The organism is Rhodococcus sp. IEGM 1370 (assembly GCF_033142325.1).
Taxonomy (GTDB): domain Bacteria; phylum Actinomycetota; class Actinomycetes; order Mycobacteriales; family Mycobacteriaceae; genus Rhodococcoides.
The window spans coordinates 14,337-38,116 of the sequence record NZ_JAWLRY010000030.1 but is presented as its reverse complement, the minus strand read 5'-3'; the positions used below and the strand labels follow the sequence as shown (position 1 = coordinate 38,116).

The window sequence follows — 23,780 nt, the reverse complement described above, 5'->3', positions numbered from 1 at the left end:
TACCTCTTCTGCGATCCTGACGACATGACTCCATCCTTCCCAAAGAACGAAGTCTCCGGACACGCCGGGGTGATTCAATCGGTGTATGGGCGGCAGTCGCGCTGGTGACCCTGCGGCTGGTTCAAGGTATTGCTTTCGGTGGAGAATGGGGCGGGGCGATACTCATGGCATTCGAGTACGCCGAGCCCGAACGCCGCGGATTTTTCGCATCCGTTCCACAGGTCGGGCCGGCCGTCGGTACCTTGATGGGGAATGCCGCGTTCCTCTCGGTGACGCTGTTGCCAGACGAGCAGTTCCTCGCATGGGGGTGGCGCATTCCGTTCGTACTCAGTGCATTGTTGGTTGGACTGGGCCTCATCGTCCGTCTGAAAATCGCTGAGTCCCCCGAGTTCGCGGTCATCAAACGAGAGGGTGCAGAAGTCAAAGTGCCGATTGCTACGGTACTGCGGGACCATCTCAAACCGGTGCTCTTGGTCTGCGGCGGCTTTCTCGGCTACGGCGCTTTCAGCATCATTGCGCTGACCTACCTCGTCGGTTATGCCCGAAACGAGCACGGCGTCTCCAGTTCCGTCACGTTGGTCGCCATCCTCGCGACATGCCTGATCCAGATCCCGGTGATTCTGTTGGGCGGCCACCTCTCGGATCGCTACGGCCGTCGCATCATCATGACTGTCGGACCGCTTGCTGCCGTTCTCGCGACATTCTTGCTCTTCTGGACTGTCAACACAGGTGAGCCCTGGTGGATCGTCTCCGGGTACGTGATCGGCATGGGCGTGCTCTTCACCAGTGCTTACGGTGCCCAACCGGCCCTGTTCGCGGACAGTTTCGACCCCAGCATCCGTTACACCGGAATGTCGCTGGGCTACCAGATGGCAAACGTGATCGGGTCCGGGCTGATGCCCTTGGTGGCCACCTTGCTGCTCCGCGGAACCGGGAGCTCGTACTCGATCGCGGTTGCCATCGCTGTCACGTTGCTCATTTCGATGTTCTGCCTCCTCCAACTGGTGAAGATCGCGGCCGCGTCGAGTGACCGAGAGCCAAGCCTGGCCGTCACCCCATCGACCGCCGGCTGACAGTTCCCGACACCGAGGACGCCCGAGCATCCGACACCACGAGGAAAACAGACACGCTGAGTTCGCAACGATCGGCCCGTGTGGACGCCGATAGTCGGACATCGACACCGTGATCGAATCGTTTCCCCCGGGTGAAGGCCCGTTCTCTGTATGCACGGCACACGAGGTGGTCCCGCGGGATCAATTCGTGTGCCGCTGCCGCAGAACGGACTTGGCGCAAAGGACGAATCGGTACCCGAAAGCACGATCCGCCGGCGGGGCCGCCTCACTGACACGGCGCGGCTAGGACGCCTACCTGACCGACCGACTACAAGGAATTGCATGACACGCGCATCCGACCTGATCTCGTCCCTGCCAACGGACCTCTGGCTCGCCGGAAAACAGACGCCCGCTTCGACCGGTGCGCGGTTCGGCGTGCTCGATCCCGCAACCGGCCAAAAGCTGACCTCGGTAGCCGATGCGACCCCTACCGACGGACTACGAGCACTGGACCATGCTGCCTCAGCTCACGCGATGTGGGCAGCGACCCCTGCGCGCGAACGATCGGAGATCTTGCGCCGCGCGTTCGACCTGTTGCACTCACGCGCCGAAGATTTTGCATTGTTGATAACCCTCGAAATGGGTAAGTCGCTGGCCGAGAGCCGCGGCGAGGTCAAGTACGGCGCGGAATTCCTGCGGTGGTTCAGTGAAGAAGCGGTACGTATCAGCGGCCGCTACTCCCCTGCGCCGGCCGGCACCGGACGAATACTGGTGACCAAGAACCCGGTGGGACCGGTCCTTGCCATCACCCCGTGGAATTTTCCTCTCGCCATGGGCACCCGCAAGATCGCCCCCGCGCTCGCCGCCGGATGCACGGTACTGGTCAAGCCCGCCGAAGACACTCCCCTGACGATGCTGCTCCTCGGGCAGGTCTTCGCCGACGCAGGCCTCCCCGGCGGCGTGCTCTCGATCCTGCCGACATCCGACGCCGGAAGCCTGAGCAGACCGCTGATAGCAGACCCCCGCCTACGGAAGGTGACATTCACCGGTTCGACCGGAGTAGGCAAATTACTCGTCGCCGAAGCTGCTGACCGTATGCTCCGCACGTCCATGGAGCTAGGAGGCAACGCACCGCTGATCGTCTTCGACGACGCCGACATCGATGCAGCAGTCGAGGGAACAATGCTGGCCAAGATGCGCAACACAGGCGAAGCCTGCACCGCAGCCAACCGCATCTACGTCGCAAACCCGGTACGCGAACAGTTCACCATGAAGCTCACCGCGCGCATCGAGGCGCTGACCGTCGGGAGCGGTACCCATGCAGACACCGATATCGGACCCTTGATCAACGACAGACAGCGCCGAACCGTCTCAGCTTTGGTCGACGACGCCGCATCCAAAGGTGCCCGGATTCGCACCGGCGGCCGTGTACTCGACGGACCGGGCTTCTTCTACTCCCCGACCGTGCTGGACGAGGTACCCCATACGGCGAATTTGCTGCGCGAGGAAATCTTCGGGCCGGTGGCAGCGATAGTCGGGTTCGACTCGGAGGAAACCGCGATCGCAGCAGCCAACGACACCCGGTTCGGGCTGGCCTCCTACATCTTCACCGAAAACCTCGATCGCGCGATGAGGGTCTCTGCGGCCCTGGACTCAGGGATGGTGGGAATCAACCGCGGGATCATTTCCGACGCGGCCGCACCCTTCGGCGGTGTCAAGGAATCCGGATTCGGTCGTGAAGGCGGAACCGAAGGAATCGAAGAGTATCTCGACACCAAATACATTGCGTTGCAGTAGGTACCCGCCTCGGGCGGGAACTCTCGACCTTTCCGCTCGCGGGCGATCAACCTAGTGCCGGTTGGAAAGAGGTGTCGTCGAGGGGTGTCACAGGATTGAGCTGGTCGATCAGCTCGAGTCCGGCAATCGCCCAGTCGATCTCGGACTTGCCACGTGCGATCATCCCCGAATAGCTGTACGCCTTGTAGGCAATGATTCTCTCGTGCTCCGACTCGGGGCGAGCCTCGAGCCGACGCCGAATCGCGGGATCGGTCCGAGACCGTATCCCATCTCGGACGGTGGTAAGCAGAGCGACCTGCTCGGTGTAATACGAAATATGCGTACGCAGGATCAATCGCGCCGCGTCTGGGTCCGCCCATTCCAGATACGCAGCCTGCATGTGGTGTGCGTCGCGTTCCGGCGCGTGGTCGAGGGGCGTGCACATCCAGCGCCGGAAGTCCTGTACCCCGGATGCGGTGATGTGGTACCGCGTCTTGGTGCTGCGCGGGCCCCAGCGGACCTGCTCACCTTCGATCAACCCGTCGGTCTGCATACGTCGTAGTTCCGGATAGATCTGTGAATCCGGTGCGTGCCAGACGTGTCCGACGGAGCCGCCGAATCTCTTCGCTGCGTCATAACCGGTCACAGGGCCCGCGGTGAGCAGGGCCAGTAATGCGTAACGAAGACTCATGTTTCCCCGATCGTCCGGCGGCGTCTTGCGAAACACTATATCCGTAGATAGTGTGTGCGTCACATCACTCAATGACTATCTTGGTAGTTATTTCGGACCGCAACACGACGAGGACTTTCGATGACCGATCTCGGACCGGGCGGGGCGACCGCCAAGAACATGGCCTACCCCCTCAATGCCTGGTACGTCGCTGCCTGGGATTACGAATTGACCCCCACGGGGTTGATCTCACGCACGATCGCAGGAAAACCCATGGCTCTCTATCGCACGGCGGACGGGAGGCCGGTCGCGCTGGCCGATGCGTGCTGGCATCGGCTCGCCCCACTCTCGAAAGGGACTCGCGTCGGGGCCGACGAAATCCAGTGCCCCTATCACGGACTGCGGTACAACTCTGCCGGACGATGCACGAGCATGCCCGCTCAGGACACCATCAATCCCTCCGCCATGGTCTCGTCGTTTCCGGTCGAACAGCGCTACCGCTACGTCTGGGTCTGGCCGGGAGACCCCACCCTCGCCGATCCGGGTCTGATTCCCGACATGTTCCAGATGGACTCAGCAGACTGGGCCGGAGATGGACGCACCATCGACGTGAACGCCAACTGGCAACTGGTACTGGACAATCTCATGGACCTCACCCACGAAGAGTTCGTCCATTCGTCCACGATCGGCCAAGACGAACTCAGCGAATCCGACTTCGAGGTCACCCACGACGAACGAACGGTCACCGTCACACGTTGGATGCACAACATCGACGCTCCACCGTTCTGGCTCAAGAACATGCGTGACAAGTTCCCGGACTTCGTCGGCAAGGTCGACCGCTGGCAGATCATCGAGTTCCAAGCTCCAGGGACGATCCGCATCGACGTCGGTGTCGCAAAGGCCGGCACCGGAGCGCCCGAGGGAGATCGAAGCCAGGGGGTGAACGGCTTCGTGATGAACACCATCACACCCGTCAGCGAGAAGACGGCCCTGTATTTCTGGGCCTTCATGCGCAACTATCGTCTCGAGAGCCAGACGATCACCACACAGCTACGAGACGGCGTCCACGGGGTCTTCGGGGAGGACGAGGCAATGCTCACCGCACAGCAGATTGCCATCGAGGCCAACCCCGATCACGAGTTCTACAACCTGAACATCGACGCCGGCGGGATGTGGGTTCGCCGCATCATCCAGCGAATGATCGAAACCGAACGCGCACACACCGCCAATCTCGATGCGTTTGCTGCCGGGGCGGTGAAATGATATGACCGACAACAAGATCACCTGGCAACGCGGCACAATACTGTCCGTCGAGCCCGCTGCCGAACGCATCGCGAAGATCGTCATCGGAACCGAACAGGCGCACCGCGTCACACCTGGCTCTCACGTCGACGTCGAGATCGACACCGGAGAGGTCCGCTCCTACTCGATCGTCTCGGGAGCAAATGACGGTAAGAGCGTGACGTTGGGAGTGCACTTGTCTCCGACCTCACGCGGGGGGTCACGGTTCATGCACACCCTCGTGCCCGGCGACGAACTGTCCGTGACCGCACCTCTGCAGAACTTTCCTCTCCGCATCGGCGCCCCGCGGTACGTGCTGCTCGCCGGCGGAATCGGTATCACCGCTATGGCCGCAATGGCCGCAGCCCTCCGCAGAGTCGGCGCGGATTACCGGTTCCACTACGTCGGTCGCAGCCGGGCAGCTATGGCGTTCCTCCCCGAACTTGCTGCAGCACACGGAAACAGACTCGTTCTGCATGTCGACGACGAAGGAACCGGACTCGACGTCTCGGCCGTGGTGGCCGATATCGATCATGCGGTGGAGCTGTACATGTGCGGGCCGATCCGGCTGATGGACGCAGTGCGGCGAACATGGCTCGACCGGGGCCTACCGCTACCGAACCTGCGATACGAGACGTTCGGCAACAGCGGCTGGTTCGAGGCGCAAGAGTTCACAGTGTCGATACCGCGACTCGGTATCGAAACCACGGTCGGCACAGGCGATTCGCTGCTCGACGCGCTCGAACGCGCCGGAGCCGACATGATGTTCGACTGCAGAAAAGGCGAGTGCGGATTGTGCCAGGTCGACATACTCGACGTCCAGGGTGCAGTGGACCATCGCGACGTCTTCTTCAGTGAAGACCAGAAGAACACCTGCCGCAAGCTGTGCTCCTGCGTCTCGCGAGTCGCAGGAGCAGGTGGCCCGGCCGTCCTGACTCTCAACATTCCATGAGTCCGGACCCGCACGATCTACCTCTACCCCAGGTCGGACTGACCTGGGGAATCCGGCGAAGCTTCATTCGCTACATCTCAGGTCTCCCGGACGGGGCGCACGCAACATTCGACGGTGCTTACCTCGGAGACGGTAGCTATTTCACCTTCCCCGGTGCCGATCGCACAGCCGATCGGCACAGTGAGCTCGCATTTTGCGGCATCGTGCGCATTGCAGGACACGGGGGAATGCTCGATGTCCTGATTGCTGATCCTGGTATCGAACACAACTCCGGCGATCCGGTCCTGACAATCGTCGATCCGGCGCACTGGCCGAAGCGAAACCACCGTCTCGTGCTGGCTCGACTGACTCCTATGGATGATGCTGCTTCTACCACCGGCAGCTCATCCGAGCGGCGATGGTCAGCGGTTCTGACCGAACCGGGTTCGGCTGTGTTCGGTGGAAACTACCCCAGCGGAACGGATTTGGATCCCGTCATTGTGCGCTGAACAGAACCCCGGCCGAACGGGAGGGCCGCGCTAGTGTGGCACCGGTGAGAACCGCCGTCCATTGTGCGGCCAGAGCGTCGATGGTGTCGGATTCATCGGCTCCGCAGTTGCGGACATACGTGAAATACAGAGTCCGTTCGAAGCCCATCATCATGGTCAGAACAGCCATTTTCGCTACGCGGCGCCGGTGAGAGCCATCGCTGTGGCGATCGAGAAACCGAGACATCGCATCGGCCGCATCTGACAGTGTCCGGTACCACCGATCGGACACGAGGGGTTCGACCGCCAGGGCGTGTTCGAGAGTTTCAAGTTGATGGCGGCGTTCGATCCACAATCTAGAGTTGGTCTCGACCCAACGACGAACGCCGACAACATCGGATGGATCGAGCCGGTCGAGCTCGGCGTAGCTGGCGACGACAGCAGGGCTGAGCTGTTCGAGCATCGCAGCGACCAGCTCTGCCTTCGCACTGAAATGCAGGTAGATGTTGGCGCGGCTGATCCCGGCCGCTTTGGCGATCGACTCCATGGTGATCTTGTCGTAACCGAACTCGGAAAACAGGGGAATCGCGCGCTCGATGATCCGTGCGCGCGTCGCCCCTTTCTTGCCTGCTTTGGGTGCGGGCGGCGGTGCAGCGGATCTCTCGTTCTCGGCGGTCCTCACGGCGTTCATAGTATCGGCCCCGCCTGCGGAGCGTTCGCCGGAAATGTGCCAAAAAATTGAAAAAACTAGACACGAGTCTATTTTTTGATACAGTTGTGGCCTACGCCACTTACATCGGCCTTTCAAACCACCACCGAGGAGCCCACTCGATGAAACTCGCAGGAAAAGTTGCCTTCATTACCGGAGCAGGGTCCGGCATCGGCGCAGCAACCGCCCGGCTGTTCGCGGAGAACGGCGCAACAGTCATCGGAGCCGACATCTCGGAAGGGAACGTCAAGGAAGTCCTGGCGGGCATCGACAACGGTGAAAGCATCGCGCTGGACGTCTCGGACAGTGCAGCGGTCCGCGAGGCATTCGCCCACGTCGAAAGCCGCTATGGCGCACTGCACGTGCTGGTGAATGCTGCCGGCATCAACGCACCGACGCGCGAGGAGAACCAACGGCTGGTCGATATCAACGTAGAAGCCTTCGCGGCAGGCAAACGCGGCGAGGCATACCATCCGGACTTCCTCTCCGGCGTCACCGACGAGCACTTCGACCGCGTCCTGGCGGTCAACCTCAAAGGCCCGTTCTACACCATCCGCGAAGCAGCGCCACTGCTCAAACGCTCCGGCGGCGGCTCCATCGTCAACATCTCCAGTGTGTCGGCGTTGGTCGGTACGCCCATGCCTCTCTACTACCCCGCTTCGAAGGCCGGGGTGCTGGGCATGACACGCGCTGCCGCAGGTGAATTGGCTCCGTACGACATCCGCGTCAACGCCGTGTGCCCCGGGGCTGTCGACACACCGCTCCTACGCGCACAGCCCGACGAGATCGTCGACTCCATCGCCGGAATCCAACTGATCTCTCACTTGGCCACACCCGAAGACTTGGCGGCCACCATGCTGTTCCTCGCCTGCGACGACAGCAAGTTCTACACAGGACAGACGTTGTCGCCCTCCGGCGGCCTCTACATGTAAGTCAGGCCGACCCCGAGACATAAGGAATCTTCATGAGCACCACTCCAGCTTCACTCGATCAGGCTGCCCTCGACCGGCTTCGCCGTTCCATCACGAACGACATCGAAGCAGGCAACTACGACGGCGCTGTCATCGCGGTCGCGCGACACGGTGAGATCGGCCTCCATGAGGCTATCGGTTTCGCCGATCGCAGCTCGGGCCGCACCTCCAGCCTCGACGACGTCTTCTGGATCTTCTCCATGACCAAGGCATTCACCAACATTCTGGTGCTTCAGGCCATCGACCGCGGCCAGTTGGACCTGACCACGCGCGTCGTCGATGTCATCCCCGAATTCGTCGGCCGCGATCCTTTCCGTGCTGCGAAGAAAGATCGCGTCAATATCGGCCATTTGCTTACCCACCGTGCGGGACTCGTCGTCACACCCACACCGTTGCCGTACTCCGAACTCGGCAACCTCGAGGCGACCATCGACGCCATCTGCCAACTCGACGTCGTCGGCGAACCCGGCGGAACGTTCAACTACTCACCGACTCTCAATCACGCTCTCCTCGGCGAGGTAGTGAGGCGAGTCAGCGGCTACAGCAGTTACTCCGAATTGCTCACCAAAGAGCTTTTCGAACCGCTGAAGATGCACAGCACTGCGCTGGGAGCGCCCAAAGCCTGGACCGACCGGATGGTGCCGATCAAGGCATACTTCCCACCCGGTGGCTGGCTGAAGTCGTCCGACATCGAAATCATGCAGGACATTGTCGTCGAAGGCACTGAAATGCCCTGGGTCGGTGCAGTTTCCACTGCAGGTGACGTGCTCCGATTCGCCGAGATGATACGGCGCGGAGGTGAACTCGACGGCGTCCGCATCCTCTCCCCCGGAATCCTCGATCTCGCGACCACCCTGCAGACCGGAACCGCTCCGAACGACTTGTACGCAATGCTGTGCCAAGCCCGCGGCTGGGACGTGCCTCCGGGGAACTTCGGACTTGGTTTCGCGCTGCGCGGTGAAGGCGTGTACCCCACGTTCTTCGGTGCCGCAGCCAGCCCGCGGACCCACGGAAACTACGGCGCCGGATCGACCCTGTTCTGGGTCGATCCGGAACGAAATCTCACCTTCGTCTGTCTGACCGCTGGAGTCATGGAGGAAGGCGACAACCTCGCGCGCTTCCAGCGGTTGTCCACCATGGCCACGGCCACCGCCCTCTGAATTGGATCCACGATGACCGACACATTCGCAGCACGCCCCCCGGTACCGCCGGAGTTCGACCCACTGAGCCCAGCTGCACTGCTCGACCCCGCGTCGATGTTCGAGCGGACACGAACCGAGGAACCCATTTTTTGGCACGATCTACTCGGCACTTGGGTCGTCACCGGACGCGACGATGTGGAGAAGGTCCTGATGGACTGGAAGGCATTCTCGTGCAAAGGGAACGGAGGCAGTATTCCCGTACCCGAGGAGTTCACCTCGTCCGTTACCTCGCACTTGATGTCCCACATCTCCATCAGCATGGACCCACCTATTCATACCGAGATGCGGCGAATCGCACAGCGCGGATTTCTCAAGCCCGTCATCGACGCACTCGAACCCGAAATCGTCGAACGAGCCCATCGCATCATCGACAGCTTCGCCGACCGTGGAACCGCCGAGCTGATGGAGGAGTACTGCCTCGAGCTCACCACCCAGACCCTGATGGCCTTGATGAAGCTGCCCGCAGAACTCGAACCGATGATGCGTCAGCTGCGTGACGACCATTTCGCGGTACTAGCGAGTGGGCGTGAGCCGATGGAGGAACCGCGCCGAACGGAGGTGTGGACTCGGTACACCGCAGCGCAGAACAGGCTTCGGGAGATCGTGCGTGAGCGCCGAGAGAGCACCGAGACCGACCTCATATCCGTGATGGCTTCCGCGAAGAACCGAGACGGTGAACCAGCCCTCTCCGACGAACGCGTCGCCTTGCACTTGTGCGAGTTCTCGGCAGCTGGAACCGACACCACAGCGCAAGGGATGGCGAATGCGCTCATTTTCCTCTCCCGCAACGAAGAGCAACTCGCAGAAGTGCAAGACGATCCCGCGCTGTGGCCAACCGTGTTCGAGGAAACATTGCGCCGCCGCCCCTCGGCGCCGTTCGCCTCACGCCAAGCCACCCAGGACGTCGAACTATCCGGGGTGACAATCCCTGCCGGCGACATGGTCTGGGTGGCCTTGGCCAGCGCCAACAACGACCCCGACCACTACCCCGACCCCAAACAGTGGAATATCCACCGCGACGAGCCCACAGACCATTTCGCGTTCACCAAAGGTCGTCACACCTGTCTGGGCCAGCCCCTGGGACGCACACAAGGCACCGCAGGTATCAGAGTGCTACTCGAGCGTCTGCCCAGCCTGCGAATCGCTCCGGACGCTACCCAAGACTTCCTGCCGATGATCATGCTCCCGATTCGCCGCAGTCTCACGGCGACATGGGATTCATCCGACAGCACCGACCGCTAGCAACGCCCCGAAGGACTTCAGATGCACACGACGTACGCAGACTCGACACAGTCGACTCACTCAGAGCACACCATGGATCTCTCCTTGTCCGAGCGCACCACGGTAGCCGATTCTGTTGTGCAGCTGACACTTCGACACCCACAGAACGAAGAGCTTCCCGCCTGGGCGCCGGGAGCACACCTCGATCTTGCGGTCGCACCGGGAATCGTGCGTCAATACTCTTTGTGCGGTGACCCCAGTGATCGATCTGCTTACACCGTTGCCGTCCTCAGAGAACCCGAAAGCCGCGGTGGCTCACTAGCAGTACACGAAAGTTTGCAGGTCGGCGACCGACTCGAAGTCGTAGGTCCGCGAAACAACTTCGAACTACAAGATGCCGACGAGTACCTCTTCATCGCCGGAGGAATCGGAATAACCCCGCTGATACCGATGATCGCGGCGGCCCACCAGCGCGGCAAACCCTTCGAGCTGCTCTACGGCGGCCGCACGCGGCACTCGATGGCCTACGTGGACGAGCTCGAGAACACATACCGACCATCGGTGCATGTGCGCCCTCAAGACGAGTTCGGGCACCTGGACCTGCCCTCTGTCCTGGGATCGCACAACCCAGACCGTGCAATTTACACCTGCGGCCCCGCTCCGCTACTGGATGCCATCGAAACCTACTGCCAGTCTTGGCCTTCGGGATCGGTCAACATGGAACGGTTCCGTGGCGCAGCGTTCACACCGGACCCGGCCGGCACCAGTTTCGAGATCGAGCTGGCTCAGTCGGGCATGACACTGACCGTTCCTCCGGACCGCTCCGTACTCGACGTCGTCGAGGAAGCCGGCATCAGCGTGCTGTCATCGTGCCGGGAAGGAACCTGCGGGAGCTGCGAGACCCCGATACTCGAAGGCCAGGCCGATCACCGAGATTCTTTGTTGACACAGGATGAGAAAGACGCGCAGGAGTCCATGTTCATCTGCGTCTCTCGGCCGTGCTCGCGTCGACTCGTGCTCGACCTCTAGTTCGTACAGCGCACACAACCCAAGGAGTTTCGCTAGATGAGCACGAACCGCGCAGTCACCTATGTCGGCAACGGGAAGGTAGAGGTGCGACAGATCGACTTCCCGAAACTCGAACTTCACGACGGCCCCGGGGTCAATCCCGGCAACATCGGCCGTAAATGTGAGCACGGAGTCATCCTCAAGGTGGTGGCTACCAACATCTGCGGAAGCGACCAACACATGGTTCGAGGCCGCACCACCGCACCCGAAGGGCTTGTCCTCGGCCACGAAATCACCGGTGAGGTCATCGAAGTGGGCCGCGATGTCGAGTTCATCAAGGTCGGCGACCTGTGCTCGGTACCGTTCAACATCGCGTGCGGTCGGTGCCGCAACTGCAAAGAACGTAAAACCGGTATCTGCCTCAACGTCAATCCCGATCGCCCGGGTTCTGCATTCGGCTACGTCGACATGGGTGGATGGGTAGGAGGACAAGCGGAGTACGTGATGGCGCCCTACGCGGACTTCAATCTGCTGAAGTTTCCGGACAAAGACCAGGCACTCGAGAAGATCTTAGATCTGACCATGCTGTCGGACATCTTCCCCACCGGATATCACGGTGCCGTCACCGCTGGGGTGCGGGCCGGATCAACGGTGTACGTGGCAGGAGCAGGCCCCGTAGGGCTGGCTGCGGCCGTGAGCGCGCAACTGCTCGGCGCATCGGCTGTCATCGTGGGAGACCTCAACGAGGACCGCCTGTCCCAAGCCCGAAGCTTCGGGTGCGAGACCGTGAATGTGGCGGAAGGATCACCGCAGCAGCAGATCGAGCACATCCTGGGTGTACCCGAAGTCGATGCGGCCATCGACGCCGTAGGCTTCGAAGCACGCGGACACGGCGGAGAAGCAGGTACCGAGAAACCCGCTGCAGTCTTGAACTCGCTGATGGATATCACTACTGCTGGCGGCGGTATCGGTATCCCCGGGCTGTACGTCACCGGAGACCCCGGAGCATCGGACGACGCCGCAAAACATGGGTCACTGTCATTGAGCCTCGGCACTGGGTGGGCGAAGTCCTTGTCGTTCGCAACCGGGCAATGTCCGGTGATGAGCTATCACCGCGAACTCATGAACGCGATCCTTCGAGACCGAGTCCACATCGCCCGTGCGGTCAACGCATCGGTCATTTCCCTCGATGAAGCACCCCGAGGATATGCGGAGTTCGATAGTGGCGTCGCTCAGAAATTCGTCATTGACCCCAACGGTCTGATCGGAGCGTGATTGTAGTCTTCCCAGGTGTTAGCCCCTGAGTGACAGCATGAGATTCACCGGGGTTATAGGTATCGCAGATTCCTACGCTCTCCAACGACTGACCTACGGCGATATGATGTTGATGCTCGTTCACGCCGTTGTCATTCCTCTGAGGACGCGACAGAATTGACGCGTACATCAACGCGTCTCACTAGCCGCCGCATTGACACCAGCATAGAAATGCAGATCTGTATACTCGCCGTTGCGATAGACACATTGGCGCGCTTGATTGCACCTTCCCGCACCCGCTCGGGTACTTTGCGCAAAACGCACATGAGCAAGGTTCGTACAGGTTTTGGGGCCTGTAACCGTCGCGCCTCGCTGATACCAGCGGGCACGTACGGTTCAAGTGCGCTCAGTTCGACTCAGATCAGATCGTCGAAGCGCGTTCCGGTGCCCCCCAGAACCGTGCCACCGTCGACCGCCAGGGCATGGCCCGTGACGTATGTTGAACCCTCGGAACACAACCACATCACTGCTTGGGCGAGTTCCTTCGCCGATCCGAGGCGGCCTAGAGGCGTAGCGAAAACGAGGCGTTCGCGGAAATTGCTGGGGAGGTCGTCAATAAATGGAGTATCTATGGGTCCGGGGCACAGTGCATTAATACGAATATTCTGGCTTCCGTAATCCATCGCAGCTGCCTTGGTAAGTCCGACGACTCCATGCTTAGCTGCCGTATAGGCGGATAGATTGTAACCGCCTATGAGGCCCGATGCTGAGGCTGTATTCACGATGACACCCCCTCCGCGAGCAATCATGGCTGGGATCTCTGCTTTCAAGCAATAGAAGACCGATGACAGATCCACGTCGATCACCCTTCGCCAGTTGTCTGAAGGCACATCGCACAATGGAACGTTCCGTCCTTCGATTCCAGCGTTGTTGTGGGCAATGTCGAGTCCGCCGAAGACGCTGACCACGGCATCAACCATCGACCTCACACTGTCATCATCGCCGACGTCGACTCGGAAATAGTCGGCGATGCCACCGGCGGCTCGAATGTCGGCGACCGCCTTGTTGCCGTTGTCGGCAGAGATATCGGCTACCGCCACTCGTGCTCCCGCCAGCCCGAATGCGCGGGCTGTTTCCAGGCCGATCCCGGACCCACCGCCAGTGATCAGGACGACTTTGTCGGTAAAGTTATATGTGATGGTCATGCTCTTCCTTCGAGTGATCGTTAATCGAATTCCAGTAACGGTGGTGCAGACCGATGGCAAATTGACGTCATTCCCCACGAGTCGTGAGGGCGCCGTGTCGTCGCGTTTGACGTAACTATGTACCGGCTCGTCACCGATTGTGGATCCTACGTGCATAAGTAAACATGCGTCTAGTTTTAAGACCAAAAAAACTAGATCCGTGTCCAGTCTTGCGGTGACGAGCTCCACTGGGTAGTGTATGTGACGACCGACACGGCTCAACCTACTTCGATGAGTACCAACTCCATTCGCTGCCTGTCGATCTCGCGCTATCGCGATTCTCGTGCTCGATTGATTCTCCCGTCTTGCCTCTCGGGTCACTGCATCCGAACGGAGTGCCTCGCTGTTCGTTCGCCGCCGCCCACGCCCCTCAGCCTCGAACAAGCTCTGCCCATGGCGTGCCGGGCAGGCCAAGCCAGAAAGTCACAGTCATGAAACCGACTTCAGAGACGACACCCTCTCACGCAAGACAATCTGCCTCGTCGTCACAACTCCTCGACTGGAAGCGCGCGGGTCTCTACATGGCCTTTACGTTCTCGGTGCTGCAATTACTAGGCGAGGTGGGCGCCTTGATGGCTATTCCGCTTTATGCGTCAATGAGCGCGGACCTCAACCTCACACCTTCTCAAGTGTCGTGGACACTACTGTCGACCTTGCTGATGGGTGCAATCTCCACAGCTCTGCTAGCAAAGACCGGTGACGTGTTCGGGCACCGACGAGTCATTTTGAGCTGCGCCGGGGTTATCGTCGCAGGATATGCAGTATCCGCCCTGGCAACGTCGTTTTCGTTCCTGCTGATTGGGCGAGCGTTGACCGGAGTTGTAGCTGCGCAGGCACTATTCATCGCGATAATGAACGACCGGTTGTCGCCTATCGATCGAAATCGCGCAGTGGGAGTGATTGCGGGCGGGCAAGCCGTCGGCATCACCATCGGGTTTGGCCTGGGTGGTGCCCTCATAGCCCTTGGGGCTTCCTGGCGCATGACTTTTTGGGTAGGAGGTCTACTTACGCTGGCAGGACTCTTTGCGATGTACCGCTGGGGCTCGGACTCGGATACTGCCAGCCAACGACTGGGGCATAAAAAGAACCTCAATATCGTCGGTCTCCTCGTCATAGGAATCTCACTGACAAGCGTGTGCCTGGGTGTCAGTCAAAGCACTACATGGGGCCTGACATCGACACCGACACTCGTGTTCACGATCGCAGGAATCATCGGTATCACCTTGGGGCTCTACTGGGAATCACGTAACCCGCATCCACTTGTTGATACCTCGCTTGTTTTGAGTTCGAAAGTGCTTCCCGCATATGGTGTTTTCGTGGCGCTGGGCGTTGTCGGTATTCTGGTACTGAACTTCGTGATGGGGTGGGCCCAGACCCCGGCAGCAGGGGGATACGGGTTTGGACTTTCACCGCTGATGGCTGGACTGCTTTTTGCACCAATGACCGTGAGCGGGATTATCGCGGGCCGATTCATGCCCCGGGCACTCGGACACGCCTCACCGAAGTATCTACTTTTCGGCAGCGGACTTCTGCTCTGCCTGTCATGTATCTCGCTGTATTTTTTCCACACATCAATTCTCGGTACTGCCGTCAGTATATTCCTGTACGGTCTCGCCTTTTCGGCGCTGCTCACCGTTGCCGTTTCCGTGATTGCATCGCAAGCGCCTCGCGAATCGGCGGCCGGAACCGCGTCGCTATACGTCAGCATTTCCCTGGCGTCAGGGGCCGTGGGCACTGCCGTCTACGCCGCAATCATTGGGTTCGGAACCAGCGCAACCGATCCCCTGCCCCAAGCTTCAAACTTCAGCATGGGGTTCTTGGCTGCGGCGGTCGTGGCGCTCATCCCCCTCGTGGCCGGCGCTACCTTATCCAAGCAGGTCAGCTTAGCTCGATCAAGTGCCCGGGCGCACTGATCGCAACGCGCGGTGGACTTGCTTCAGACCAGCCCGCATCTTGCGGCATCGCCGCATTCCCGGTGGGCTGTCGACCGGGTCACCGGTTCAATTGATACTCACGGCTGCGGGAGTGCTCGAACGCCGTTCTTGCCGCGACTCGAGAGCGTTAACCATGTCCTGGTGACGTTGTGTCACACATGTCCCGGGACCACACACGTCAGCTCCCCTGTTCAAACGGCGGTAGCGCCCCGTGGTGACAGTTATCCCCACAGGTTCGGCGGTCCGCGAAGAACCAGGTGCGAATGAGGTGTCAATGGCCAAGTTGATGTCCCCGCTGGTGGCCAGGTGAAAGTCCCCGGTCCGTGTTGATGTTTCCGGTTTGTCAGGGGCGGTCCTTTCGGTGTTGTGCGTCTTTCATGCGGTAGGACTCGCCGTCGGTGACGACGATGGTGGCGTGGTGGAGAAGCCGGTCGAGGATCGAGGCGGCGGTGGTGTGCTCGGGCAGGAATCGTCCCCACTGCTCGAACGGCCAGTGCGATCCGATCGCCAACGAGCGGCGTTCGTAGGCACCGGCGACGAGACGGAACAGCAACTGGGTGCCGGTGTCGTCGAGCGGGGCGAAGCCCATTTCGTCGATGATGATCAGGTCGACTCGCAGCAGTGATTCGATGATCTTGCCGACGGTGTTGTCGGCCAAGCCGCGATACAGGGTTTCGACGAGGTCAGCGGCGGTGAAGTAGCGGACCTTGTGGCCGGCGTGGACGGCGGCGACTCCGAGTCCGATCAAGGTGTGCGATTTGCCTGTCCCGGCGGGTCCGATCATCGCCAGGTTCGACTGTGTCCGAACCCATTCCAGGCTGGAGAGGTAGTCGAACACTTTCGGTTGGATCGACGACGCGGCGACGTCGAAGGACTCCAACGTTTTGGTCACCGGGAACGCCGCTGCTTTGAGTCGGTTGACGATGTTGGAGGCATCGCGTGCTGCGAGTTCGGACTCGATCAGCGTCCGCAGCACTTCTTCCGGGGTCCAGCGTTGTGTTTTCGCGGTGATCAGCACCTCCGGTGCGGTCCGGCGGATCGCAGCCAGTTTCAGGCGCCGCAGTCCGGCGTCGAGATCGGCTGCGAGATCGGGAACATGCTGGGGTGCAGCAGTCTTCGGAGGCTTCGCCACTGTGGTGGTGGTGTCGGTCATGACGGCACCTGCGTATCGGCGGCAGGCGGCCGGATGGCGTAGGCATCGAGTGAGCGTGTCGGTGCGGTCGGTAGGTCCAGGATCAACGCGTCCCCGGCAGGCCTGGGCTGCGGCGCTCCGGCACCGGCAGCGAGGATCGATCGAACATCGGCGGCCCGAAATCGGCGGAAGGCCACCGCCCGGGTCAACGCTGCCACCAACTGCGCGGTGCCGTGCGCCGCACCGAGTGCCAGCAGGATTTCGAGTTCGGATCCGAGTCTGGTGTTGCCGATCGCGGCGGCACCGACAAGGATTGCTTCTGCTTCGGGTCCGAGTGCGCAGAACTGTTGCTCGACAGTGGTTCTTGGCCTGGGACCGCGATGGGGCGCGGGTCGGGCACCGCCGTAGTGGGCGTCGACTACCGAAGCGGTGCCCGGCTGACCCAGGTCGTGTTCGGCGACGACCTCACCGGTGGCCGGCTCGACGACCACCAACCGTCCCTCGGTCTGGACGAGGGTGACCGTCGCGCCGATCAACCGGACGGGCACCGAGTAGCGCGCGGACGCGAACCGCACGCAGGACAGGCGGTCGACTTTACGGGTGACCGGTGGTGGACCGATCTCCAGTCGTAGCGATGGCAAGAGCGACAACAGCTCTCGCTCTTGGTCGAGTCTGTCGTTCGGGACCGCGCATATCTCCGAATGGATGCGGGCGTTGACTTCCGTGCACCAGAGTTTCGCGGCGACGTTGGCGGTATGGACGTCGACGGTGGTGCCGGCGACGGCTGCTTCGGTGAGCAACGGGACAGCGAGATCGCGTTGGGCGTAGCCGACGAGGTTTTCCACCACTCCTTTCGATTGTGGGTCGTTCGCGTGGCAGAAGTCCGGCGCGAACCCGTAATGAGCAGCGAAGCGGACGTAGTCCGGGGTGGGGATGACGACGTTCGCGACGACTCCGCCTTTGAGGCATGCCATGCGGTCGGCGAGGACTTTGCGCGGGACACCTCCAACAGTGGCGAGTGCTTCGGCGATCAATACCATTGTGGTGGTGGCCTTCTCGTCGGTGCCGAATGCAGCGAACCGCCACCGCGAGTACGCCATGACAGCGCAGAACAGGTGCAGACCGCCCACGGTGGCCCAGTCGATGATCAGGTAGTCACCCGGTGCCCACACCGCGGGCCGGCGGCCGCGGTGATGGTCGGTGCGCCAGCGTTGCTTCTCCTCGGCCACCAGGCGGCGGAAGTTGCGGTCCGAACCGGTGTAGCCGGCCTTGCGGGCGATCGGCAGGATCCGTTTCGCCGAGATTCTGCCCTGAGATTTGTCGACCCGTTCGGCTACCAGGTCGGTGACGGCGGCGTAGTTGCGTTCACGCTCGGCCCGCTGCGGTGGTGATTGGCCGGCCTGATCGGCTTCGAACTTGTCGATGGTGCGTTTGACGGTCTTGTGGGTGGTGCCGACGAGTTCGGCGGCTCCTCGGTACGACCCGACTTCGCGGTAAGCGGAAATGATGTCCATGCGTTCCTTCGCAGACTTCAATGGAACTCCCCGGGCGGTGCGGTGTGGTTGGCACCTTCACCGTCACCGCTCGGGCCAGAAGTTCCTGATCGACACGACGAACACGGGGTGGGGACTTTCAGTTGGCCACCAGTGGGGACCTCGACCTGGCCACCAGTGGGTACTTTTTCATGGCCACGGACACGACGACGACGCTGTCGCCGGCGAAGGAATTGATCTCTATCGAGACGATCTCCCCGACCCACTGACGGAAAAGGTAGTCATCGTCCTTCCATCCGAGGGCGGTTCGCTCTGAGACCATGCAGCTCCCAGCTAAGCCCAGGATCAAGAGGATCACGAGCAATGCTGCGCCGACAATCCATCTGCGCTTGTTCTGCTTCTTTTCTGCCATCGATGTTGAGTTCTCTCTGGTGATTAGGTTGCCGTACTTTAACCAACGGGCTGAAGAACTGATCGGTGAGATCACCGACGAGCACGGCACGACGACCAGAATGGGCAGAGCCTGCCCCAGTCGCCGGATGATACGTGGAAGGTAGCGTCGACCTCGACGATCTGGAACGTGCATGGGGTGCGAACTCCCTCAAGGGGGACATCGAGACCATCGCGGGAGTGGCGGCGAGAGATCAAATCTGCCAAGCGGAACCCCACGGCCAACCCTTCTACATCCCGACTTGAATCGGAAGAGGAAATTCACATGGTTGATCCTTCGTTCGACTACCTGGCGTACGACTATCACCCAGACGCGGCGAAGACCGCCTTCCACCATGACCACAACACGTTCTTGGTCCGGATGGACCTGGATCACAACTTGGGTTCGTACCGGATGTATTCGCCCGGAACGAAGAGCTGGGACGAGCCCACCCCCGATTGGCATCGATCAATCTGGGAACGTATCGAATGGGATGTTCTGACGCTAGAACAAGCCGAGAGAATCATGCGGGTCAAAGATGACCAGGTCAGCGCACAGAGGCGGGCCAGAAAGACCAGCCACGCTGATCAGCAAGTCGAAACAGACGAGCGCAAATGACGCCGCAACGCCCACCATCTTGATCACCGAACGTAGTCAGTCCAGCTCGAAAATGGCACGCAGACTGCGTCGACGATCGCCAAGCTCAGGCTGACCCAGCGCCGCTCACGTGACCGCGGGTTCAACGCCAGGACTGCAGCAGTGAGCCGGTCCAGGCCGGCACTGTCGAGGACGGTCGCCATCGTCCGATCATGCACCCGGCCACCGTGCGAGGACTGGACGTACGAGCGAGCGTGTCGCAGACACTGCTGCGGGCATCTGCTCGAATGATCCGCGACGCCTCACCCCTCGGGGGTAGGCGGGTCGACGGCGCACCGTCGAGGAATTCGAAGACCTCCATAGCGGACTCAAACGTTGCCGGACTGCCACCATAAATCATGTAAATTCTTCTTGCACAATGCTGCTCAGCTGTGCGAGTGGACAATGACGGTCGTGTGCGGTGGTGGGTAGAGATGAGCGTGTCCGTCGTTGACGGTCAACTCGAACCCGCCGACTGCAACGAGCGGTAGTGCGTCCGATACGACGAACCTCAGCCCACGTCCACTGTCAGCAGGTCTTGCGCAGTTCATCTCCGCCGCTCGCTCGCGCGCGACGTCTTCCGCGTAAACCCCCACACACCGCATGTGGATCGGATCGGTGTCGTCGACTTCGAAAACCATTCGTTGGACCGGTGATCGCCGCGCAACTGTCACCTCGCACACTTTGCCATCACGCACCTGCGTGGATATGGACGTCGCCACCACGAGGCATGTGCAGATGCGCGATACCGTCGGCGTCGACGCTCAACCTGTATCCCCCGAGGCTGACCTCCGGAGGTCCCGCCCGGTGGGCTTCGAGAATCGAGTCGGTATCGAAGAGCTTGACCGGCCAGCCCTGTCCGGGCTTCCACGCGAAGTCCGGTGACAGACGCTGCCCCAAGAGACCTTGGGCCCGCTCGTCGAGGGTGGCGTCCTCCTCGGTGAGGACTTCCCACCGGTTCGAGTCAGCGGTCGACGGTACGACTTTCGAGACGGCCTTGTCGACCGTGATTACTCCGCTCGTGACACCGATGATGATGTCCGCGTACGACTCGATGTCGGCGATCGTCTGGCTGCGATGGAACGGCCAGATTCCCACGGTGTAGCGGGCCTTGTCTGCCTCGCTCATGTCGGGACCGACTGTGCGGGATGTATTGACCAACACCGCCATTGCATTCTCCTGCCGTTCGTGCAGCAGCCGCCCCCGGCTGCTCGCAATAAGCGACACACACGGCAGCAACCAGTGTCAACACCTGATCGCGATAAGTGCAGCAAATGCTATTTGCGTTCGGCTGTCGAGCCCGGCAGTGATGAGGCCTGCCCAATCGGGGTCAGCAATCTATGGGTATCTATTGATGTTTATGGGCGCTTGACCATAAATTGCTATAGTTCTCCATATGGACCCAGCTCTGAACCCGTTCAAGCCTGGATCGGGCCTGCGCCCACCCGCACTCGAAGGACGCACCCGCCAACGCCAAGAGTTCGATCTGCTGGTGGCCCGGAGCAAGAACCGCAACTACGACCGAGGCATGATCCTGTCCGGCCTGCGCGGGGTCGGCAAAACCACCCTGCTCAACAACCTGTCGGAACACGCCGAACGTCAAGGTTGGTTGACGATCGGCCTCGAAGCACGGCCAAACGAGTCCGGCGTCAGCGCCGTGCGCGCCAAACTCGGAGCCGAACTCGCCGCCGGCCTGCGCAGGTTCAGCCGTAAACACCAGATGCAGAAGGCGCTCGATCACCTGATCTCCCTCGCCCGCGGGTTCACCCTCGGTGTCGGCCTGGGACCGGCGAAAGTCGAATTGTCACTCGATCGCGGTGCCGCCAGCGGAGACATCGACATCGACCTGGAAGAACTCGTCGAGGCAATCAGCGCCGCAATGAAGAAGAAGGGCACCGCGTTCGGGCTGTTCATCGACGAGATGCAAGACCTCGACTCCGACCTCCTCGGCGCGCTGCTCTCGGTACAGCATCGGGCCAGCCAGCGAGAGTGGCCGTTCTTCGTCATCGGCGCGGGCCTGCCCAACCTTCCGTCGGTGCTCGCCGACAACCGATCCTACGCAGAGCGGCAGTTCGCCTACAGCACCATCGGCCCCCTGATACCGGCCGATGCCGCTGAAGCACTGGAGATCCCCGTCAACCAGCGCGGCGGGTCCTTCACCCCAGACGCCCTGGCCCTTCTGGTCGAGGCCAGCGGCGGGTACCCGTACTTCCTGCAGGAATACGGCAAAGCCGTCTGGAACGTCGCAGCAACAGCAGTATTCGACGAGGACGATGCCCACCTCGCCGTCGAGGAAGGACGACGAGCACTGGACGAGGGGTTCTTCCCCTCACGATGGAATCGCCCCTCCGACAGGGAACGTCGCTACATGCGTGCCATAGCGCTCGCCGCAGACGACGCACCGCGCTCGGGAGTCGTCGCCGCGGCAATGGGCGTGACCACGACGGGCGTCAGCGATGTCAGAGACTCCCTGATCCGCAAAGGCCTGATCTGGTCCCCCGAACACGGCCGGATCGCGTTCACCGTACCTGGCATGTCGGACTTCATCCGGCGCCAGCCCACCGACTGAAAAGCCCTGCGATTGCCCAGCGCAGCTCTGTGCACGATCCTGTAGCGATGGCACCCAACAGCAAACGTGTCGTGCTCTCCAACGGACGCGACTGGATCAGCATCTTTCTCGACGGCCGCGTCAAAGTTGCTTCCAGGAAGCATCTCTGGGAGATCGCAGACACTGGCAGGCACACCGCGTTGGGTCAGTACGTGACCCTCCGTGTCGGCCGAGAACTCGACGTGGACCCGCCCAGCGGTGCACGCAAGATTCCCGATTTTGCCGTCGACCTCGATCCACAGGCCGGGCAGGCCACAGCGGCCACGGTGGCCGCGGACAACGGCACCTTCGTCGAGCTCCACCACGATGGCAGCATCACCGTGGGGAACGACGGCCGCGACATCGCCGAAACGTTCAACACCGGACGGGAATCACTCGCCGGCGGGCCATCCGGCCGCGGCGGCGCAGTCATGATCACGTTCGCCGGCGCCTACAGGCCATCACGACTGCGCGAGAACAACTTTCTGGTGGAAATACCCGATCGTGAGCGTCCTGCTGCCAACCGCCCCTACCCGGGCGAATACATCATCGACGACGGCAAGATCGGCCCACCGGCACATGCTCCCGAAACGTGGTTCAGATGATCGCGGGCCCGCGCATCGAATTTCTCGCCCCCGGTAGCAACCCCGCCCGTCCAGCTCGGGCGCGCAACGGGACCTAGTTCTCCGGGTTGTCGAACGCAGCAATGACATGCGCGGTGGGGTTGCTCCCTGCGCGGAACTCCTGGGCAGTGACTCCGCGTGTGCCACCACGGAGAACGGATCCCTGGCGGCCGACCTTGACCCGGCCGTCGGCGAAGCGAACGAGCTTGAGGCCATCCGGCCATTCGGTGACGTCGTTGCCGCTGCGGTTCTTGTATGTCTTCGGCATTCCGAAGTCGAGCCCATCCATGAGGGGAAGTCTATGACTGTCGGACTTCGCGCTGGGCACACTCGGGCACTGACCTCTCCGCTGTGCCGATACGCCGATACGCCGATACGCCGATACGCCGATTTTATGTCAGGTAGTAGTTCTGTTATTTGCATGTTCTGCGAATAACCACTCTGCTTGTAACGGGTATCCGTGTCTACGAAAGCTACTTCTACCTGCAAGGAGGTGCTAGGTAGTGTCGGCATAGGCCCACACTTCACGGTAGCAAGCCGGGACCTGGCTCTGGTGCCTTAAGGCAGTCGTGCGGATGTGACATTTATCTGTGTCACCGATTTGGACCGCGACCTAAAGTTTCTAAGCCCGTAGGCGTTCGTGCTGGTGGTGACAGTAGATGCATTGGCGCAAGCAGCCAAACGGCGCGTTTCTGTGCCCGTAGGCAGTCGTGCCGGTCGTGAGAACTTTCAGTTCACGGTAGCAAGCCGGGCCCCGGCGCAGGCGCCGGTAGGCAGTCGTGCTGGTGGTGACATTCTGTAAGTGCGCCTGGCCTCGGCCTGGGGTTGATCGTTTCTGTGCCCGTAGGCAGTCGTGCTGGTGGTGACAAGTCGGTGGGTCGTTCGACCTCGAGGACTTGTTCCGTTTCTGTGCCCGTAGGCAGTCGTGCTGGTGGTGACGGCTGATCAGGCAGGTCCACTGGCGCAGGCAGTTGCCGTTTCTGTGCCCGTAGGCAGTCGTGCTGGTGGTGACAAGGCGTGGCGATCGCTATGCAGGAACTGTGGGCATGGTTTCTGTGCCCGTAGGCAGTCGTGCTGGTGGTGACATTCTGTAAGTGCGCCTGGCCTCGGCCTGGGGTTGATCGTTTCTGTGCCCGTA

The 23,780-nt window shown here is 61.2% G+C and carries 23 protein-coding genes; 14 read left to right on the top strand and 9 right to left on the bottom strand.

Annotated elements, in window-relative coordinates; genetic code table 11:
* The first annotated feature begins 32 nt into the window (after positions 1-32).
* Positions 33-1,073 (top strand): MFS transporter, encoded by a 1,041-nt coding sequence (locus R4P47_RS23680; protein WP_317785944.1) that lies wholly within the window; start codon positions 33-35, stop codon positions 1,071-1,073.
* 321 nt (positions 1,074-1,394) lie between these two features.
* On the top strand, positions 1,395-2,849 hold the full coding sequence (locus R4P47_RS23675) for an NAD-dependent succinate-semialdehyde dehydrogenase (RefSeq protein ID WP_317785942.1): 1,455 nt from the start codon (positions 1,395-1,397) through the stop codon (positions 2,847-2,849).
* Positions 2,850-2,895: 46 nt separating this feature from the next.
* Here the strand turns inward: R4P47_RS23675 and R4P47_RS23670 are convergent, their stop codons facing one another.
* A complete protein-coding gene (locus R4P47_RS23670; RefSeq protein ID WP_317785941.1) occupies positions 2,896-3,519 on the bottom strand; it encodes a PadR family transcriptional regulator in 624 nt (207 codons plus the stop codon).
* Positions 3,520-3,639: 120 nt separating this feature from the next.
* Between R4P47_RS23670 and R4P47_RS23665 the strand changes: the two genes are divergently transcribed.
* The 3 genes from R4P47_RS23665 to R4P47_RS23655 are packed head-to-tail and all read left to right on the top strand — an operon-like array spanning position 3,640 to position 6,219.
* Positions 3,640-4,761, top strand: a complete 1,122-nt coding sequence (locus R4P47_RS23665) for an aromatic ring-hydroxylating dioxygenase subunit alpha (protein ID WP_317785940.1) — start codon at positions 3,640-3,642, stop codon at positions 4,759-4,761.
* A 1-nt stretch (position 4,762) separates the two neighbouring features.
* Positions 4,763-5,731 carry a PDR/VanB family oxidoreductase gene (locus tag R4P47_RS23660; protein WP_317785939.1) on the top strand — a complete coding sequence of 323 codons (969 nt, stop codon included), beginning with the start codon at positions 4,763-4,765 and terminating at the stop codon, positions 5,729-5,731.
* On the top strand, positions 5,728-6,219 hold the full coding sequence (locus R4P47_RS23655; protein ID WP_317785938.1) for an HtaA domain-containing protein: 492 nt from the start codon (positions 5,728-5,730) through the stop codon (positions 6,217-6,219). The genes R4P47_RS23660 and R4P47_RS23655 overlap by 4 nt, the downstream gene beginning before the upstream one ends.
* Here the strand turns inward: R4P47_RS23655 and R4P47_RS23650 are convergent.
* A complete protein-coding gene (locus R4P47_RS23650; protein WP_317785943.1) occupies positions 6,206-6,889 on the bottom strand; it encodes a TetR/AcrR family transcriptional regulator in 684 nt (227 codons plus the stop codon). The two genes, R4P47_RS23655 and R4P47_RS23650, sit on opposite strands and share 14 nt — an antisense overlap.
* A 140-nt stretch (positions 6,890-7,029) precedes the next feature.
* On the opposite strand from R4P47_RS23650, the gene R4P47_RS23645 reads away from it, so the two are divergent.
* The 5 genes from R4P47_RS23645 to fdhA all read left to right on the top strand — a co-directional run bounded on the left by R4P47_RS23645 (position 7,030) and on the right by fdhA (position 12,584).
* Positions 7,030-7,839 (top strand): SDR family NAD(P)-dependent oxidoreductase, encoded by an 810-nt coding sequence (locus R4P47_RS23645; protein ID WP_317785937.1) that lies wholly within the window; start codon positions 7,030-7,032, stop codon positions 7,837-7,839.
* Between the two features lie 32 nt (positions 7,840-7,871).
* On the top strand, positions 7,872-9,038 hold the full coding sequence (locus tag R4P47_RS23640; protein ID WP_317785936.1) for a serine hydrolase domain-containing protein: 1,167 nt from the start codon (positions 7,872-7,874) through the stop codon (positions 9,036-9,038).
* A gap of 12 nt (positions 9,039-9,050) precedes the next feature.
* Positions 9,051-10,322, top strand: a complete 1,272-nt coding sequence (locus R4P47_RS23635; protein WP_317785935.1) for a cytochrome P450 — start codon at positions 9,051-9,053, stop codon at positions 10,320-10,322.
* Between the two features lie 72 nt (positions 10,323-10,394).
* Positions 10,395-11,330, top strand: coding sequence for a PDR/VanB family oxidoreductase (locus R4P47_RS23630; protein WP_317785934.1), 936 nt, complete (start codon positions 10,395-10,397; stop codon positions 11,328-11,330).
* Between the two features lie 36 nt (positions 11,331-11,366).
* A complete protein-coding gene (gene fdhA / locus R4P47_RS23625; protein ID WP_317785933.1) occupies positions 11,367-12,584 on the top strand; it encodes a formaldehyde dehydrogenase, glutathione-independent in 1,218 nt (405 codons plus the stop codon).
* Between the two features lie 395 nt (positions 12,585-12,979).
* On the opposite strand, the gene R4P47_RS23620 is transcribed toward fdhA, so the two are convergent.
* Complete coding sequence (locus R4P47_RS23620) at positions 12,980-13,768, bottom strand: glucose 1-dehydrogenase (protein ID WP_317785932.1); 789 nt, start codon at positions 13,766-13,768, stop codon at positions 12,980-12,982.
* A 470-nt stretch (positions 13,769-14,238) separates the two neighbouring features.
* Between R4P47_RS23620 and R4P47_RS23615 the strand changes: the two genes are divergently transcribed.
* Positions 14,239-15,720 (top strand): MFS transporter, encoded by a 1,482-nt coding sequence (locus tag R4P47_RS23615; RefSeq protein ID WP_317785931.1) that lies wholly within the window; start codon positions 14,239-14,241, stop codon positions 15,718-15,720.
* 364 nt (positions 15,721-16,084) lie between these two features.
* Here the strand turns inward: R4P47_RS23615 and istB are convergent, their stop codons facing one another.
* The 3 genes from istB to R4P47_RS23600 form a co-directional block, all read right to left on the bottom strand.
* Positions 16,085-16,894: an IS21-like element helper ATPase IstB gene (gene istB / locus R4P47_RS23610; RefSeq protein WP_064688244.1), complete on the bottom strand. Its 810-nt coding sequence runs from the start codon at positions 16,892-16,894 to the stop codon at positions 16,085-16,087.
* Complete coding sequence (istA, locus tag R4P47_RS23605) at positions 16,891-18,408, bottom strand: IS21 family transposase (RefSeq protein WP_317785930.1); 1,518 nt, start codon at positions 18,406-18,408, stop codon at positions 16,891-16,893. The genes istB and istA overlap by 4 nt, the downstream gene beginning before the upstream one ends.
* Positions 18,409-18,505: 97 nt before the next feature.
* Positions 18,506-18,778 (bottom strand): hypothetical protein, encoded by a 273-nt coding sequence (locus tag R4P47_RS23600; RefSeq protein ID WP_317785929.1) that lies wholly within the window; start codon positions 18,776-18,778, stop codon positions 18,506-18,508.
* A 303-nt stretch (positions 18,779-19,081) separates the two neighbouring features.
* Here R4P47_RS23600 and R4P47_RS23595 point away from each other — a divergent pair, with 303 nt between their 5' ends.
* Positions 19,082-19,414 carry a hypothetical protein gene (locus R4P47_RS23595; protein WP_317785928.1) on the top strand — a complete coding sequence of 111 codons (333 nt, stop codon included), beginning with the start codon at positions 19,082-19,084 and terminating at the stop codon, positions 19,412-19,414.
* A gap of 23 nt (positions 19,415-19,437) precedes the next feature.
* Here R4P47_RS23595 and R4P47_RS23590 read toward each other — a convergent pair whose 3' ends face one another.
* Together R4P47_RS23590 and R4P47_RS23585 are read right to left on the bottom strand one after the other, a co-directional pair.
* Entirely contained in the window at positions 19,438-19,596 is a 159-nt protein-coding gene (locus R4P47_RS23590; RefSeq protein WP_317785927.1) for a hypothetical protein, read from the bottom strand.
* Between the two features lie 526 nt (positions 19,597-20,122).
* Positions 20,123-20,560 (bottom strand): hypothetical protein, encoded by a 438-nt coding sequence (locus R4P47_RS23585; protein ID WP_317785926.1) that lies wholly within the window; start codon positions 20,558-20,560, stop codon positions 20,123-20,125.
* A gap of 268 nt (positions 20,561-20,828) precedes the next feature.
* On the opposite strand from R4P47_RS23585, the gene R4P47_RS23580 reads away from it, so the two are divergent.
* On the top strand, positions 20,829-22,001 hold the full coding sequence (locus R4P47_RS23580) for an ATP-binding protein (RefSeq protein WP_317785925.1): 1,173 nt from the start codon (positions 20,829-20,831) through the stop codon (positions 21,999-22,001).
* Between the two features lie 47 nt (positions 22,002-22,048).
* Positions 22,049-22,624: a hypothetical protein gene (locus R4P47_RS23575; RefSeq protein ID WP_317785924.1), complete on the top strand. Its 576-nt coding sequence runs from the start codon at positions 22,049-22,051 to the stop codon at positions 22,622-22,624.
* A gap of 73 nt (positions 22,625-22,697) precedes the next feature.
* Here the strand turns inward: R4P47_RS23575 and R4P47_RS23570 are convergent, their stop codons facing one another.
* Complete coding sequence (locus tag R4P47_RS23570; RefSeq protein WP_317785923.1) at positions 22,698-22,931, bottom strand: hypothetical protein; 234 nt, start codon at positions 22,929-22,931, stop codon at positions 22,698-22,700.
* Positions 22,932-23,780 lie beyond the last annotated feature (849 nt).